A 15,706-nucleotide genomic window follows, 5' to 3' on the forward strand; every position below is an offset into this window, starting at 1 on the left:
GTGCGCCGTGAACCAGCCGGTACGGGTAGAGCTGAGTGAGGCGCAGACCTCTCGGGCCAGTCGGGCGTACTGGGACTCGGCGGCTGATGAGTATCTGGCCGAGCACGGGGAGTTCCTCGGGGACGACCGGTTCATCTGGTGTCCGGAGGGTGTTGACGAGGAGGCGGCTCAGCTCCTCGGACCAGTACGTGGCAAGCGAGTCCTTGAGGTCGGCTGCGGCGCGGCGCAGTGCTCGCGCTGGCTGGTCGGTCAGGGCGCTGATGTGGTCGCGTTCGACATCTCCGTCGAGCAGGTCCGAGTCAGCAGAGCGCTGGACGCTCGTACTGGCACAGCCGTTCGCACCGTCGCAGCAGACGCGGTAGCGCTCCCGTACCGCGACAGCACGTTCGACCTCGCCTGCTCGGCCTTCGGCGCGCTCCCGTTCGTCGCAGACGTGGGTACTGCGTTCGGCGAACTGCACCGAGTGCTGAAGCCCGGTGGGCTACTGGTCTTCTCAGTGACCCACCCACTGCGCTGGGCGCTGCCGGACGACCCGTCGGAAGTTGGTCTCCGCATCACGCAGTCCTACTTCGACCGGCGGCCGTACGTCGAGCTGGACCCAGCAGGCACACCTGTGTACGCCGAGCATCACCGGACGCTCGGCGACTGGGTACGCGAGCTCACCGGCGCTGGTTTCGTGATCGACGACCTGCTGGAGCCCGAGTGGCCGGCCGGGCACGACCTGGTCTGGGGTGGCTGGGGACCGGTCCGCGGCCGGGTAGTCCCTGGTACAGCTATCTGGACCGCTCACAACGGACACCAGCCGTGACGCGCTTCCCGGCGGCTGACGGGCTGCGGGCGCTGGCGGCTCTCGCGGTGGTCGTGTCGCAGGTCGGGCTGCACACCGATGCGCCGTTCGCCGCGGCGGTGTCCCGGCTGGACGTCGGCTGGGCCGTCTTCTGCGCGCTCTCCGGCTTCCTGCTCTACCGCCCGCATGTGCTGGCGTGGTTCTCCGGCACGCTCCCGCCGCTGACCCTCCCCTACCTGCGCAACCGCGCGCTCCGCATCCTCCCCGCGCTTGTACTCACTGCGGTCCTGTCGATCGCGTTCGTCCCGCATCCGGCGACCAGGTACCTCCAGTGGGCCGCCCAGACACCGCTCCTGTTCTACCTCCTCCTCCCTGGTCTCGGCAGGTTGCTGACTGGCTATGAGCGCCCCACCCGTCGCAGCGTGCGCTGGCGGCTGCTCGTACTCCTCGCACTGACTGTTCTCGGACCAGTCTGGATGGCTGCAGTGACAGCCACCGGTCAATCAGCAGCTGCTCTCTGGCTGCCCGGCTACCTCGGCTGGTTCGCGGTTGGCATGGGACTGGCGCTCTGGCAGGTCGCCCGCGCCACTGGTCGTCTCGGTGCATCCACCCTGGACACGCTGACCAGAGTCCCTGGCACGCTCTGGGGCATCGCCGCAGCACTCATCCTGATCGCGGCGACCCCGCTGGCCGGTCCGTACGATCACTCCACGCCCACTCCGGCGCAGGCACTGCTCAAGAACCTCGTGTACACGGCAGTGGTCGCGTGCGTGCTCTTCCCGGTACTGACACCGACTGCAGCAACAGTCCGCGTACTAGGCGGTCGACCGGCTCGGTACGCGGCTCAGCTCTCGTACGGCGTGGTGGCGTACCAGTTCGTCGTACTAGGCGTTCTGCATGGACCGTTTGCGGTACAGCTCCCGGTGGCGCTCGTGGCGTCGGTAGCGATCGCCGCGATCAGCTACCGCCTGATCGAGCGACCAGCTCTGCGCCTAGGCAGACGCCTTGAGAACACGGCCGCGACGAAGACCGACACCAAAGCAATCAGTCCGAGCAGCAGCCCCGCGCGGTAGAACCTGTCCGGCATGAACGCCGCCGTGACCACCTGCTCCGGACCCGCCGGGACGATCCACCCCTGCTGCCAGCCGCCGATCCGGATCGGCGTCAGCTTGTTGCCGGAGCCGTCGTACGCCTCCCAGCCCGCGTTGTAGTTCTGGGCTACCGCCAGCACCGACTGCTCACTCGCGGACGGCACCTCGACGGTCAGCTCGGCCGGAGTCACCCGCCACACCTCCACGCCCTGGACGGGAGCCGCCGCCACGTCACCGAACCCAGCCTTGGTCAACGTCGCTTGAATCGGTACGACACCCGCGTTCGGCTGGACGACCACCTCGTGCCGTCCGGAGCGCAGCGGCATCGTCACAGCCTGCCCACAGAGGCTGTACGGCACCGGCCGCCGCTGCAACAGATCCCCCACTGTCGCCGCCAGCTGGGTACGCGCCGGCACTCCGTCGATCCGGACGTTCGGTCCATTGCCGCAGTACGACGGGAGGCGCCGGTTCCGGTCCACCGCCTTGCGCAGCTCATCCGCGCCGAGTACCGCGACCTCGGTGACGCCGACCGGTGTACGACGCGCGTCCTGCACCGGTTTCGTCGCGGTGAAGTCGATTTGGATGATCCGCGCGCGCCGCTGCGGGAACCGCACGGACCCGTCCGCATCGACTGTGGTCCGGGTCGGCACGCTGCCATCGAAGTGCAGCAACACCTCGGCGGGCCGCGATCCGCCCAGGTAGGGCCCGGACTCGAAGCGCAGACCACGTACCTCCCTTGCTGCCGGCAACGTCAGCGTCAGCGTCGGCGCCGCGTCGTCCGGATCGGCCAGCCAGCCGGTGCCGCGATCCCGGTCGACGGCCGCGCCGGGCCGGGCGTCCGGTGCGCTGACGGCTCGCGACGAGGCTGTCGCGGTGATGGCGTCCGGCAGGAGCATCAGCCGCTCGAGCGCATCGCCGTCCTGCGGCAGCGCCGCACCGCGCAGTTGGTACGAGGCGGCCGGCAACTGCACCGTACGAGACAGACCGTCCTGCTCCCCCGCTGCCTCCGCCTGGTCCGAATCGCACACCGCCTGCACTCCGACGTGCAGGCACGCCGACCGGCCAACCCGGTTGTTCCGCAGCACCACCGCACTCGGCTGCTGCTCGGCTGCCTGCTCCTGAGTGTCCGTCTGGACCAGAGGCAACCCATCGAACTTCCCCACCGCATCCGCACCGAGCACCGCGTCGCCGGCACTACCCAGCGCGGTCACCACCGCCGGTACGTCATCAGCCGTGCCTGCGACTGCTACCAGCCTGGACTGCGGTATCAGCCGGCCCGGAGTGGTCGCTCCGACGTCGAAGATCTCCACACTCGGGTACGGCAGGCGGGTCTCCCCCGCCGGGCCGAAGTACGCCACCCGGCCGATCCCCGCGTCGGCGAGACTCTCGTGCAACGCCAGCGCGGGCGTGCCGTCCACGCGGTCGTTGCGCACCACTACGTACCGCACGCCTTGGCGGTTGAGCTCCTGCCGCAGCGCCTGGTCGCCAACTCCAGAGTCAACCCGTCGCTTCACGTCGTCCGTCAGCGTGGCCATCGACCGCTTCACCAGCGCGGACAGCGGCTCGGTCGTACTCGACAGCAGCAGCACACTGCCCGGCGCTGACTGCTCGTCCAGCCAGGTCGCAGCCTGCTCCCACTGGTCCGGGATCGCCGTGACCGCGCCACTCGGCCGGGCGAGCACCGGTGCGGCCGCGCCTACTGCCAGACAGGTGACGAGCACGGGTACGAGTCGGCGGTGGACACCGCGTGACACGGCCAGACCGCTCAGTCGACGCAGATAGTGGACCGCAGCGAGCGCCAAAGGCAGTCCGGCGACCACACCGACGACGGGTAACCACCGTGGCCCGGGCGGCGCTCCGCCGTACCGGATGAGCGACGCCAACGGAAGGAGCCACCAGAGGGAGGCCGCGACGACAAAGCCGAGCCAGCCGAGGAGGAGCTTCAGCCGCGCGCGGCTGACCAGCCAGACAGCCGGTACGACCAGCGTGGCCGCGGCGGCCACCGGATTGGCGCCACCGATCAACGCGAAGGCCACGGCCGACCAACTGATCCGCCACCAACCGGAGCGAACACGCGGCGAGACAAGCGGCAGCAGCACCCATGGGGCCATCGCCAGCGGCCACACCTCGGTCGGGAGCTCACCGAAGGTCCGTGGCAACAGCGCATACAGCAGTGCAACAGCGAAGCGGGTCCACGGCACGCCGTACTGCAGCACGTTGCTGAGCTTCCAGACGCCGACGAAAGCGACGCAGAGAACCAGCGACCACCACAGCCGCTGGCTGATCCAGTCCGGTACGGACAGCGTGTCCAGCAACCAGTGGAACGGGCCGATCGGCAACAGGTACCCGTAGACGTCGGACTGCAACTGGCCGAACCCACTGTGCGGGTCCCACAAGTGCAGCGCGCGAGCCAGGAATCCACCCGGCTCAGCTGTCAGCTCCAGCTTGCCGTCCGGCACGATCCTGCCCGGAGCTTGCTGAAGGCACAGCGCGACCAGAGCCAAGCATCCCAGCACGAGCCTTGCTCGCCAGACCACTTGCTCCGCACTGCCTGCCTTCAACCTCCTCACCGGCGGGACACTAACCGATCCGGCGGCTTCGCAACGGCAACGTTGCCGTACCGTGAGGTCCGGCAACATCACACCACTGATCCGAGGCACGCAGCATGAGTTCTGGCACCACCCCGGCGCCGCATCCCCAGGCTCCCCGCCGGGCCTTCCTGCGCAGTGCCACGGTCGTTGCCGTCGCCATGGCGATCATGAACGTGGCCGCCTACGGGTTCACGCTGATCGGCTCCCGCCGGCTGCCGCAGGAGCAGTTCGGCGCGATCACCGCGCTGCTGGGCCTGCTGCTGATCGGCAACGTCGCGTCACTCGGACTGCAGGCCACCGCGGCGCGTCAGCTCGCCACCCACACCGGCACCGGTGCGGCCACGCTGGCCGACGCGATGCTGAAGGCGGGCCGCCGGTCGGCTGCCGGGCTCACTGTGCTCTGTCTGCTGCTGACACCGGTGTTCATGTGGCTGCTGCACATCGACTCGATCGTGGCCATCCTGCTGCTCGCACCGACACTGGGCGGCCTCACACTGATGGGCTCACAGCTCGGGGTTCTGCAGGGCAGCCAGCGGTGGACCGAGCTGGCCGCTGTCTACACCGCCGCGGGTGTCGGGCGGCTGCTGCTGGGTGGCGGCGCGCTGATCCTGCACCCGTCGCTGGACTGGGCGATGGCCGGTCTGGCTGTCGGTGCCGCCGTACCAGCTGTGATCGGCCAGTTCTTCCTCCGTGGCTCCGGCGGTGCGACCGGCAAGGACATCAAGGACGTACTGCGGGAGACAGTGCACGGTACGCACACGCTGCTCGCCTTCTTCGCGCTGGCCAACGCGGACGTACTGTTCGCCCGCTCACTGCTCGACGAGAAGGACAGTGGGTACTACGCAGCCGGTCTGATCATCGCGAAGGCCTGTCTGTTCCTGCCGCAGTTCGTCATCGTGCTGGTGTTCCCCTCCCTGGCCAACTCCCCTGGTGACACCGTCCGGCTCCGGCGGGCGATCATGGCGGTCGCCGGCCTCGGAGCCTGTGCTGTCATCGGTACGTTGATCCTGCCCGGCATTGTGGTCGAGGTGATCGGCGGCAAGGACAAGTACGCGCCACTCGGGCCGTACACCTGGCTGTTCGCGGTCGCCGGTTCCGCGTACGCGGTCCTGCAGCTGGTCGTGTACGCGGCGATCGCACAGCAGGAGAAACGCGCTGCCCTGGCCATCTGGCTCGGTCTGGTCGTGCTGGCAGTAGCTGCCGGGATCATCCTCGGCACTGGTACCGCTGCCGGGCTGACCGGGGTGAAGGTGCTGGCCGCGATGACCAGCACCTGCGCCCTCCTCCTGTCAGCCGGCTTGGCAACCGGGTTGCACCGGCAGTCGACCTGACCTCACCACAGACTCGACTTGGCGAAGCGGCGAGCGATCGTGTTGGCCAGCACCAGCAGCACCAGGCCGATCAGTGAGCGGAACAGTCCGATCGCTGCGGCGTAGCTGAACTGCGGCACCTGGGACGCGAAGCCCAGCTTGTACACGTAGGTGTCGATGACCTCCGACGTCTGCAGGTTGAGCGTGTTCTGCAGCAACAGGACCTTCTCGAACCCCCCGGACATGATCGACCCGATGTTCAGGATCAGCAGGATCACCGCGACCGGCCGGATCGCGGGCAGGTCGATGTGCCAGATCCGCCGCAGCCTGGACGCGCCGTCGACGATCGCCGCCTCGTGCAGCTCCGGCGACACACTGGTCAGCGCGGCCAGGTAGATGATCGCCGAGAAGCCCATCGTCTGCCACGCGCCCGACCAGACGTACAGGTGCCGGAAGTAGCTCGGATCGTTCAGTACGTCCAGCGGCCCGATGCCGAAGTGCCCGAGGAACTGGTTCAGTACGCCGGTGTTCGGGTCGACCAGCACCACGATCAGTCCGACCACGACCACGGTCGAGATGAAGTGCGGCGCGTACGTGATCAGCTGCACCGAGCGGCGGTACCAGCGCCGCCGGGCCATGTTCAGTCCGAGCGCGAGCAGGATCGGCGGCCAGAACGTCGCCAGCAGCTCGTACGTGTACAACACCAGCGTGTTCTTCAGCAGCCGCCCGAACTGGTACGACTCCACGAACCGCTCGAAGTGCTTGAACCCGACCCAACGGCTGCCGAAGATGCCGTCCACCACGTTGTAGTCCTTGAAGGCGATGATCGCGCCGTACATCGGCCAGTACGCGAAGATCGCCAGCCAGATCAGCGGCAGCGCGAGCATCGCGTACAGCTGCCAGTGCCGGCGCAGCCGCTCGCCCAGGCCGAGCTTCTTCTTCGCCGGCCGGGCGGCGCCCTGCGTCGGCGTACGTCGTACCAGAGTGTCGATGGCCATGGCGTCAGCCCTTCAACGAGCCGACCATGGCCCCCTTGACGAAGTGCTTCTGCACGAAGGGGTAGATCAGCAGTGGCGGAATGGTGGCGATCACGATCAGCGAGAACTTCAGCTGCTGCTGGAGCTCGGTCATCCGGATCAGTTCGGCGGTGTCCCGGACCTGGGACGGGTCGAAGTTGTTCTGGATCAGGATCTGCCGCAGCACCAGCTGCAACGGGAACAGGTGCTCGTTGGTCAGATAGATCAGCGCGCTGAACCAGGAGTTCCATTGCGCGACCGCGTAGAAGAGCAGGTTCACCGCGATGATCGGCTTGCTCAGCGGCAGCACGATCCGCCAGAAGAACCCGAAGTCGGCACAGCCGTCAACCTTCGCGGCCTCGACCAGCTCCTCCGGGATGGTGGCCTGGAAGAACGTCCGGGTGATGATCATGTTCCAGACCGCGAGCGCGCCGGGCAGGATGATCGCCCACCGGCTGTTCATCAGCCCGAGCCGGTCCACCACCAGGTAGGTCGGGATCAGGCCGCCGCTGAACATCATCGTGAACACGAACAGCGCCATGATCACGCCCTTGCCCGGCAGCCCTTTCCGGGACAGCGGGTAGGCCGCCAGCAACGTCAGCGCGGTCGCCAGCAGCGCGCCGCCGATCGCGTACACGACCGAGTTGCTGAACCCGCTGACGATCGAGTCGTAGTCGAAGATCGCCTTGTACGCGTCCGTGCTGAGCCCGACCGGCCAGAGCCAGACCTTGCCGGAGACAACGTTCTTCGGATCGCTGAACGAGGCACTGAGTACGTAGACCAGCGGATACAGCACGGCCAGCGTGAACAGACCGAGCGCGGTGTAGTTGCAGATCATCACGATCCGGTCGGACCGGGTCTCGCGCACCGGAGCGGGCGTACCGGCCGCGGCGGCTTGAGCAGAAGGTGTCGCGGTGGCCACGGCCATCACCCCTGGTAGGTCTCGTAGGCGGCCTGCTGGATCTCCAGGTAGGGCTTGAGACCGATCTGGTTGATGCGGTCCTTGTAGTCGCTCCACTGCCCGTCGTCGGCCGGGTCGAGCTTCCCGGTGACGAACTTGGCCAGCGACGTAGTCACCTCGCTCTTGAGGTTCAGACCGATCTCCGCGTCCTGCGCGGCCTGGTCGGCTTCCAGCGTGACCGGCGGGAACTGCTGCTCCAGCGGCTGCCGGTGCGGGTACAGGTAGTCCCTGGTCTGCTCGTACAGCGGTGACTCGAACGTCGGCTGTTTCGGATCGACCCGCTGAGCGAGCCGGAAGTCACCCGAGCGGTACATCACCCCGTACTGGTCCCAGGTCTTGCCCTTGGTCGCGTCGGTGTTCCAGGAGTCGTACCCGTAGATGGCCTGCTTCCCGTTGATGCCCTTGTCACCCTTGGGCGACCAGCGGATGTCCGGACCGGCGTACGAGCGCAGTACTACCTCCAGATCCATCTGGTAGTCGGCCCACCGCACCAACAGGTCGGGACGCTTGCACTTGCGCGTGACTACCAGAGTCGACACCTCGAGGCCGACGCCTAGGTAGTTCCACGGCGCGACCTGTACGCCATCGGGTCCTTTGAGCGGCTCCAGCGTCCGGTACTGCCGCCAGCGCGCTTTCGGGTCGACCAGGTCAAGCGTCATGAACGAACCCCAGTAGTACGCCCTTGCGCCGCCTAGCAACGGTCCGCCCGGGTTGTCGCCGTACCGCTTGATCTGGTCGGCCGTCGCCGTCAACAGGTCCTTGCCGAGCAGACCGTCCTTGTACAACCCGTTCAGGTACTGCAGCCCCTGCCGCCAACCATCCTGCACATACGTAACCCCGACCTTGCCGTCATCGACGACCAGCCACGGATCACCCGGGTTGTAGAGGAAAGCGTTCATGAAGTACGTGTCCAGCGGTGCGTCCTTGTACCCACCGAACGGGATCGTGCGGCCACCACCGGCGGGGTCCAGCTTCTTGAAGGCGGTCAGCACCTCGCGGAACTCGTCCGTCGTGGTCGGCATCTCCAGGCCGGCCTTCTGCACCCAGTCGGCGTTCAGCAGCGCCCGGCCGTTCGAAGCGCGGCAGTGGTAGCAGTCGTTGATGTCCGGAAAGCTGTAGATGCCCTTGTCCGGCGACACCATCAGCTTGCGCGCTTCCGGGTAGTCCCGCATCGCCTCGTGCAGGTTCGGCGCGTACTTGTCCAGGTACGGGTTCAGGTCGACGAACAGGTTCTGCGCGCCGTACAAGTAGAGCTGTGAGCGGGTGAAGGTGATGCCGAGGAACGCGTCCGGTACGTCGCCGGCCGCGATCATCGCGTTCACCTTCGTCATCGTCTCGGCGTCGTTGCCCTTGCCGGCCACCTGGCGCCAGCGGATCCGGATGCCGGTCTGCTGTTCCATCCAGCGGGTGAACTCGTTCTTGGCCCAGTCGCCGACCGTCAGGCTCTGGGGTACGACGATGGTGAAGGTCTCCGGTTCGGTGACGATCGCGCGCCGTTCGCGGGCGCGCGGGCCGACGTACCCGGGTGGGTAGTTGATCCCGGTCTTGAGCCGGCCGAGCTCGGTCGGTGGCGCGCTCAGGCTGTTCGGCGCGGCACCGGCCGCGGCCTCGCCGGAGCTGCAGCCACTCAGCAGACCGCTGCCGCCGGCCGCCGCGATCCCGAGCGCGCCGGCCACCACGGCCCGGCGCCGAACCGGCGTGGTCCTCACGTCCTCACGCATCCCGCCTCCCGGTTCCAGATAGGGGATATCCGATAGGATCTCGGATCTTTGCCCGGGAGGATGACACAGAACCCAGCGGCACGGAAGAGGTCGGCGATCACTACCCGCGCCCGGCCGGTCACTGTCAGGATCTTGCGTGCAAGCGATTTCCACTGAACGTTTCACGACGATTTCTTGCAGCCGGAACCCGGGCCGGACCGGCTTGTAGGGTTTCCGGTATGCCGACCCCGAAGTTCATCCTCGAGCTGCGCGAGAAGATCGGGCACGACCTGCTGTGGCTGACCGGGCTGACCGGGGTGGTGCTGAACGACGCCGGTCAGGTGCTGCTGGTCCAGCGCGCCGACAACCACCGCTGGAGCCTGCCGGCCGGCATTCTCGAGCCGGGCGAGCAGCCCGCGGTCGGGCTGGCCCGCGAGATCCAGGAGGAGACCGCGATCGAGGTCGAGGTCGACCGGCTGCTCAGCATCGAGTCACTGCCGCCGGCCGCCTACCCGAACGGCGACCAGGTGCAGTTCCTCGACCTGACCTTCCGCTGCCGGCCGCTCCGGCAGTCGGCCGAGCCCCGGGTCAACGACGACGAGTCCCTGGACGTCCGCTGGTGGCCCCTCGACACCATCGTCGACCTGGCCGACCTGACCGCCCGGGACCACGTCAGCATCCGCCGAGCGCTCTCGCCCGAACCCCAGCCCGCGTACGCCCGCCCGCTACCGTAAGCCGCGCTGCAGGTCGCGTAGCCAGCGTTCGCTGATCGCCGGCTCCCGGGTCAGCAGCTCCGCGAGCCGGCGCCGCACCTTCGGGGTCCGCGCCGCCGCGACCAGTCGCACCGCCTCGGCCAGCGCCATCCGCGTCTTCTCGTCCCGGCGCGGGTCTGCCACGTCGGGATCGGTCCAGCGGGTCCGGCGGAACGAGGCGGCGGTCTTGTACTGATAGTCGCCGAAGTACGACCAGATCCGGGCGTCCAGCGAGACGTTCCGGATCGCCGCCGCCGGCAACTCCGCCGCGAACTCGGCGTGCTGCTGCCATCGCCAGGTGTTCGGGCTGGTCTCCGTCCGGCTCGTGATCCCGACGAACCGCAACTGCCGCCGAACCACGTCCCACTGCGCGCGCTCGTCGTCCACCCACCGGCGCAGGACGGCGTACAGGTTCTCGAACGTCGAGCCCTCGTGGACCAGGTCGACGAACACCGTCGGCCGCCCACGCATCAGCTCGGCCGGGGCCAGCCCTGCCGCGGCCAGGTTCGTCCGGAGCTGCCGCAGCTCGCCGTCGGTGAACGCCGCACCGTCCCGGCCGAACATCGACAACGGCAGCGGATGCAGCCGCGTACTCCATTCCGTGTCGGCCAGCGCGCCGCTCAGCAGATCGAACAGGCTGTCCACCGACCGCCCGACGAAGTGCAGTTCGCCGTCGCCACTCTGCCCTAGCACCCGGGCCGCGCAGCGGACCAGGTCATCGAGGAAGAACAGCTCCCAGATCTGCACGTCGTCGAGCAGCGAGCCGAGATTGTCGGGCCGGATCAGGTCCCACCGGAACGGCCGGTTCGCCTCCACCAGCTCAGTGCGCGGCTTCGTGCCAGGTGCGGCCGACGCCGACGGACACGTCCAGCGGGACGGTCATCTCGACGGCGTGGCCCATGTCCCGGCGGACCAGCTCCTCCAGCGCCTCGCGCTCGCCAGGGGCGATCTCGAAGACCAGTTCGTCGTGGACCTGGAGCAGCATCCGCGACTTCAGGCCGGACTCCCGCAGCGACGCGTCGACCTTGAGCATCGCCATCTTGATCACGTCCGCCGCCGAGCCCTGGATCGGCGCGTTCAGCGCCATCCGCTCGGCCATCTCGCGGCGCTGCCGGTTGTCGCTGGTCAGATCCGGCAGGTACCGCCGCCGGCCCAGGATCGTCTCCGTGTACCCGGTCTTGCCGGCGTCGACGACGATCGAGCGCAGGTAGTCCCGGACCCCGCCGAAGCCCTCGAAGTACTCGTCCATCAGGCCCTTGGCCTCGTCGACGCCGATCTTCAGCTGCTGGCTCAGCCCGTACGCCGACAGGCCGTACGCCAGTCCGTAGTTCATCGCCTTGATCTTGGCCCGCTGCTCCTGGGTGACCGCGGCCGGCTCGACCGAGAAGACCCGGGACGCGGTGACCGAGTGGAAGTCCATCCCGGAGTTGAAGGCGTCGATCAGGCCCTGGTCCTTGGACACGTGCGCCATGATCCGCATCTCGATCTGGCTGTAATCCGCCGACATCAGCGACTCGTTGCCCGCGCCGACCACGAACGCCTGCCGGATCCGGCGGCCCTCCTCGGTCCGGATCGGGATGTTCTGCAGGTTCGGCTCGGTGGAGCTGAGCCGGCCGGTCGCCGCGATCGTCTGGTTGAAGGTCGTGTGGATCCGGCCGTCGCGCGGGCTGATCGTCTTCAGCAGCCCCTCGACCGTCTGCCGCAGCCTGGTCGCGTCCCGGTGCGCCAGCAGGTACGCGAGGAACGGGTGCTCGGTTTTCTCGAACAGCGCCTGCAGCGAATCCGCGTCCGTCGTGTACCCGGTCTTGGTCCGCTTCGTCTTCGGCATCTGCAACTCGTCGAACAGCACGACCTGCAGCTGCTTCGGCGATCCGAGGTTGATCTCCTTCCCGATCACCTCGTACGCCGCCGTGGCCGCATCGCGGACGCCGGTCGCGAACCGCGCTTCCAGCTCCTGCAGGTACGGCTGGTCGACCGCGATGCCGTCGCGCTCCATCGACGCGATCACGTGGATCAGCGGCAGCTCGACCTCGGCGAGCAGCGGCGTACCGGCCTGCTTCTCGAGCTCGGCGTCCAGCGTGTCAGCCAGGTCCGCGATCGCGCGGGCGCGCAGCATCGTGTGATCCGCCGCCGGACCACCTTCGACGTCGTCGAAACTGAGCTGCCCGTTCTCGGCCTCTTCGTTGCGCAGTTCACGCTTCAGGTACCGCACGGTCAGGTCGGCGAGGTCGTACGCCCGCTGATCCGGACGGACCAGGTACGCGCTCAGCTGCGTGTCCGAGCTGAGCCCGGCGAGCGTCCAGCCACGCTCCAGGAAGCCGAGCAGCGGACCCTTCGCGTCGTGCAGCGCCTTCGGGACGGCCGAGTCGGCCAGCCAGGCCTTCCAGGCCTCCTCGTCATCCGGAGTCATCGCCTCCGGGTCGAACCAGGCCGCCGCGCCGGTCGCGTTCGCGAGCGCGAGCCCGGTGATCTGACCGGTGCCACCACCCCAGCTGCCCTGCACCGCGACGCCGACCCGGTCACCGGTGCTGACGTGCTCCTTCAGCCACGCGCCCAGCTCGCCAGCCTTCAGCTGCGCGCCGTCCAGCTCGAACCCGTGATCGACGGTCGCATCGACTTCTTCGTGCTCGGCGACCAGCCGCTCCCGCAGCACCCGGAACTCCAGGCTGTCGAACAGCGTGTGCACCTTGTCGCGGTCCCACGGCGTCCGGATCAGGTCGTCCACCGCGACGTCCAGCGTCAGATCGCGGACCAGCTCGTTGATCTGCCGGTTCCGGATCACGTCGGCGAGGTGCTCCCGCAGCGACTCACCGGCCTTGCCCTTGATCTCGTTCACCCGGTCGACCACGTCGTTCAGCGAGCCGAACTGGTTCAGCCACTTGGCCGCCGTCTTCGGCCCGACCCCGGGCACGCCCGGCAGGTTGTCGCTCTGCTCCCCCACCAGCGCGGCCAGGTCCGGGTACAGCCGCGGGCCGACACCGTACTTCTCCTCGATCGCGGCCGGATCCATCCGGGCGATCTCGGACACGCCACGCTTCGGGTACAGCACCGTGACGTTCTCGTTGATCAGCTGGAACGAGTCCCGGTCGCCGCTGCTGATCAGCACCTCGAAACCCTGCTCGGAGGCCTGCGTGGCGAGGGTGGCGATGATGTCGTCGGCCTCCCAGCCGTCGATCTCGGTGGTCGGGATCCGGAGCGCCTCCAGCACCTCCTTGACCAGCGAGATCTGGCCGCTGAACTCGTCCGGCGACTTCGACCGGCCGGCCTTGTACTCCGCGTACTGCTCGGTGCGGAAGGTCTTGCGGGACACGTCGAACGCGACGCAGATGTGCGTAGGCTGCTCGTCCCGGAGCATGTTGATCAGCATCGAGGTGAACCCGTACACCGCGTTGGTGTGCTGGCCGGTGGTGGTGGAGAAGTTCTCCACCGGGAGCGCGTAGAACGCCCGGTAGGCCAGCGAGTGCCCGTCCAGCAGCAGGATCCGCGGTCGCCCGGTTTCCGGGGTCGCGGTGTCCTTGGTCATCGTCGTCGTATCCGTTTCTGCAGCCACACACCGACTCTAGTGGTTCCCTGGGACAGTTCTTACAAAGCCGCGTACTCTCTGGTCCGTGGCTGATGAATCGAACCTCGGACCCGGCATGAGCATGACGGGTACCCTGCTGGAGCTGATGGGAATCGTTGTCACCGAAGCGGCGGCGGAGCGGGTGGTCGCGACGATGCCGGTGAAGGGCAACACCCAGCCGTACGGGCTGCTGCACGGCGGAGCGTCCTGCGTACTGGCCGAGAGCCTCGGCTCGATCGGCTCGGCGCTGCACGCGGCGACGCACGGCAAGGTCGCCGTCGGAGTCGACATCAACGCCACCCACCACCGGGCGGTCCGGGACGGGATCGTGACCGGCGTGGCGACGCCGATCTACCTCGGCCGCACCACCACGTCGTACGAGGTGGTGATCACCGACGAGCGGGACAAGCGGGTCTGCACGGCGCGGATCACGTGCCAGCTGATTCAGGCTCCGCCGGGGAGCTGACCGGCGCGACCGGGCTGGTCGCGGTGCCGCCGGTCCCGGTGATGCCGGGCGGAGTGACACCGAGCGCGGCCCGGCGGGCGACCGCGGAGCGGCGGGACGAGAGCAGGGCGAGCAGGTTCGGTGCGTGCTCGGCGGCGAGCCGGCGACGGACCGTGTGCGTGGTGGCGAACCGCAGCACCCCGGCCTGCCCCAGCCCGAGCCGGGCCAGGAACCGGTTCGCCTCGCGGGCGATCGCCGGCGCGACCACGGCCAGGTGGGCGCAGCTCTCGTGCTCGGCCCAGGTCACCGCTTCGGCGATCAGCGCCTTGCCCAGGCCGTGCCGGCGGCTGGAGTCGCTGACATGCAGGTACTCGACCGTGATCGTGCTGTCGTCGTGCAGCGGGCTGATCGCGGTCCGGCGCAGGTACGCCATCCCGTGCACGGCGCCGTCCAGCTCGACCACCAGCAACCGGCCGGCCGGATCGGCCAGATGCTTGCTGACGGCAACTTCCGCGGCGGCGGCCGACGGCGGTGCCGGCAACCGGGAGGGCAGCCCGGCGGTGGTCAGCTCACGCCACAGCGCGACCAGCGCGCCGCCGTCACCCGGGCGTGCGTCACGCACCTCGATGGCAGCCACGGCGACCTCCCGCTCCGGTCCACCCCCGAGGTGAACAGACGGGCCGATACGCTCGTCCTCGCGCAACAGTAGGCCCTCGGGGGTCACCTGCAAAGTCGAGTTGGAGACCAGTTTGTTCATCGGAATCGGGACCGCCGTGAATGTGGCGACGGTGCTCATCGGTTCGGTACTCGGCGTGCTCGTCGGCCACCGCCTCAGTCACCGGACCAGGGACCTGGTCACGGACGCGATCGGCCTGGTCACGCTGCTGATCGCGATCTCGTCGGCGCTCACCGTCAGCGACCAGGCGCTCAGCGACGCGGTCGGCGGCAGCGCGCCGATCCTGCTGGTCCTGGGCGCGATGCTGATCGGCGGGATCATCGGCTCACTGCTGCGGATCGAGCAACGGCTGGAAGGGTTCGGCGGCTGGATGCAGCGCCGGTTCGACCGCGGCGAGGGCCGGGGGACGTTCGTCGAGGGGTTCGTGTCGGCGTCGATGGTGTTCTGTGTCGGGCCGCTGACGTTCCTCGGCGCGCTGTCCGACGGACTCGGCCGGGGCGCGGACCAGCTCTTCCTGAAGGCCGTGCTGGACGGGTTCACCTCGATCGCCTTCGCTGCCTCGTTCGGCTGGGGCGTGGCGGCCTCCGCGCTGGTCGTACTGGTGGTCCAGGGCCTGATGACCGCGGTCGGCGCGGTCCTCGGCGACGTACTGCCCGAGGCGCATGTCACCGCGTTGGGCGCGACCGGTGGGGTGATGCTGATCGGCGTGGCGCTCCGGTTGCTGAAGCTCAAGCAGGTAGCGGTCGCCGACCTGCTGCCGGCACTGATCGTTGCACCGCTGCTGGTTCAGTTGCTCGTGGTGATCCGCAACTGAA

At 68.4% G+C, this 15,706-nt stretch carries 13 protein-coding genes; 6 read left to right on the plus strand and 7 right to left on the minus strand.

What is annotated here, in order from left to right; all coding sequences use genetic code 11:
- Window positions 1-7 precede the first annotated feature (7 nt).
- Window positions 8-808: a methyltransferase domain-containing protein gene (locus HDA44_RS10835; protein WP_184833451.1), complete on the plus strand. Its 801-nt coding sequence runs from the start codon at window positions 8-10 to the stop codon at window positions 806-808.
- Window positions 805-1,860 (plus strand): acyltransferase, encoded by a 1,056-nt coding sequence (locus HDA44_RS10840; RefSeq protein WP_184833453.1) that lies wholly within the window; start codon window positions 805-807, stop codon window positions 1,858-1,860. The genes HDA44_RS10835 and HDA44_RS10840 overlap by 4 nt, the downstream gene beginning before the upstream one ends.
- Here the strand turns inward: HDA44_RS10840 and HDA44_RS10845 are convergent.
- Window positions 1,749-4,448: an alpha-(1->3)-arabinofuranosyltransferase domain-containing protein gene (locus HDA44_RS10845; protein WP_337905830.1), complete on the minus strand. Its 2,700-nt coding sequence runs from the start codon at window positions 4,446-4,448 to the stop codon at window positions 1,749-1,751. The two genes, HDA44_RS10840 and HDA44_RS10845, sit on opposite strands and share 112 nt — an antisense overlap.
- Window positions 4,449-4,543: 95 nt before the next feature.
- Between HDA44_RS10845 and HDA44_RS10850 the strand changes: the two genes are divergently transcribed.
- Window positions 4,544-5,800 carry an MATE family efflux transporter gene (locus HDA44_RS10850; protein WP_184833455.1) on the plus strand — a complete coding sequence of 419 codons (1,257 nt, stop codon included), beginning with the start codon at window positions 4,544-4,546 and terminating at the stop codon, window positions 5,798-5,800.
- 2 nt (window positions 5,801-5,802) lie between these two features.
- Here the strand turns inward: HDA44_RS10850 and HDA44_RS10855 are convergent, their stop codons facing one another.
- Genes HDA44_RS10855 through HDA44_RS10865 form a run of 3 tightly spaced genes read right to left on the minus strand, consistent with a single transcriptional unit; the run spans window position 5,803 to window position 9,477 of the window.
- Window positions 5,803-6,777 (minus strand): ABC transporter permease, encoded by a 975-nt coding sequence (locus HDA44_RS10855; protein WP_184833457.1) that lies wholly within the window; start codon window positions 6,775-6,777, stop codon window positions 5,803-5,805.
- A gap of 4 nt (window positions 6,778-6,781) precedes the next feature.
- Window positions 6,782-7,723, minus strand: coding sequence for a carbohydrate ABC transporter permease (locus HDA44_RS10860; RefSeq protein ID WP_184833459.1), 942 nt, complete (start codon window positions 7,721-7,723; stop codon window positions 6,782-6,784).
- A complete protein-coding gene (locus tag HDA44_RS10865) occupies window positions 7,723-9,477 on the minus strand; it encodes an extracellular solute-binding protein (protein WP_184833461.1) in 1,755 nt (584 codons plus the stop codon). The genes HDA44_RS10860 and HDA44_RS10865 overlap by 1 nt, the downstream gene beginning before the upstream one ends.
- Window positions 9,478-9,695: 218 nt before the next feature.
- On the opposite strand from HDA44_RS10865, the gene HDA44_RS10870 reads away from it, so the two are divergent.
- On the plus strand, window positions 9,696-10,190 hold the full coding sequence (locus HDA44_RS10870; protein ID WP_184833463.1) for an NUDIX hydrolase: 495 nt from the start codon (window positions 9,696-9,698) through the stop codon (window positions 10,188-10,190).
- On the opposite strand, the gene HDA44_RS10875 is transcribed toward HDA44_RS10870, so the two are convergent.
- Both HDA44_RS10875 and polA read right to left on the minus strand, forming a co-directional pair.
- Window positions 10,182-11,024 (minus strand): hypothetical protein, encoded by an 843-nt coding sequence (locus HDA44_RS10875; protein ID WP_184833465.1) that lies wholly within the window; start codon window positions 11,022-11,024, stop codon window positions 10,182-10,184. The genes HDA44_RS10870 and HDA44_RS10875 overlap by 9 nt on opposite strands.
- Window positions 11,025-11,028: 4 nt before the next feature.
- Window positions 11,029-13,731, minus strand: coding sequence for a DNA polymerase I (gene polA, locus HDA44_RS10880; RefSeq protein ID WP_184843325.1), 2,703 nt, complete (start codon window positions 13,729-13,731; stop codon window positions 11,029-11,031).
- A gap of 85 nt (window positions 13,732-13,816) precedes the next feature.
- On the opposite strand from polA, the gene HDA44_RS10885 reads away from it, so the two are divergent.
- Window positions 13,817-14,236 (plus strand): hotdog fold thioesterase, encoded by a 420-nt coding sequence (locus tag HDA44_RS10885; protein WP_319035889.1) that lies wholly within the window; start codon window positions 13,817-13,819, stop codon window positions 14,234-14,236.
- Here the strand turns inward: HDA44_RS10885 and HDA44_RS10890 are convergent.
- Window positions 14,199-15,011 carry a GNAT family N-acetyltransferase gene (locus tag HDA44_RS10890; protein ID WP_238352409.1) on the minus strand — a complete coding sequence of 271 codons (813 nt, stop codon included), beginning with the start codon at window positions 15,009-15,011 and terminating at the stop codon, window positions 14,199-14,201. The genes HDA44_RS10885 and HDA44_RS10890 overlap by 38 nt on opposite strands.
- On the opposite strand from HDA44_RS10890, the gene HDA44_RS10895 reads away from it, so the two are divergent.
- Window positions 15,004-15,705, plus strand: a complete 702-nt coding sequence (locus HDA44_RS10895; protein ID WP_337905834.1) for a DUF554 domain-containing protein — start codon at window positions 15,004-15,006, stop codon at window positions 15,703-15,705. The genes HDA44_RS10890 and HDA44_RS10895 overlap by 8 nt on opposite strands.
- Window position 15,706 lies beyond the last annotated feature (1 nt).

This window comes from Kribbella solani (genome assembly GCF_014205295.1).
Classification (GTDB): Bacteria; Actinomycetota; Actinomycetes; order Propionibacteriales; family Kribbellaceae; genus Kribbella; species Kribbella solani.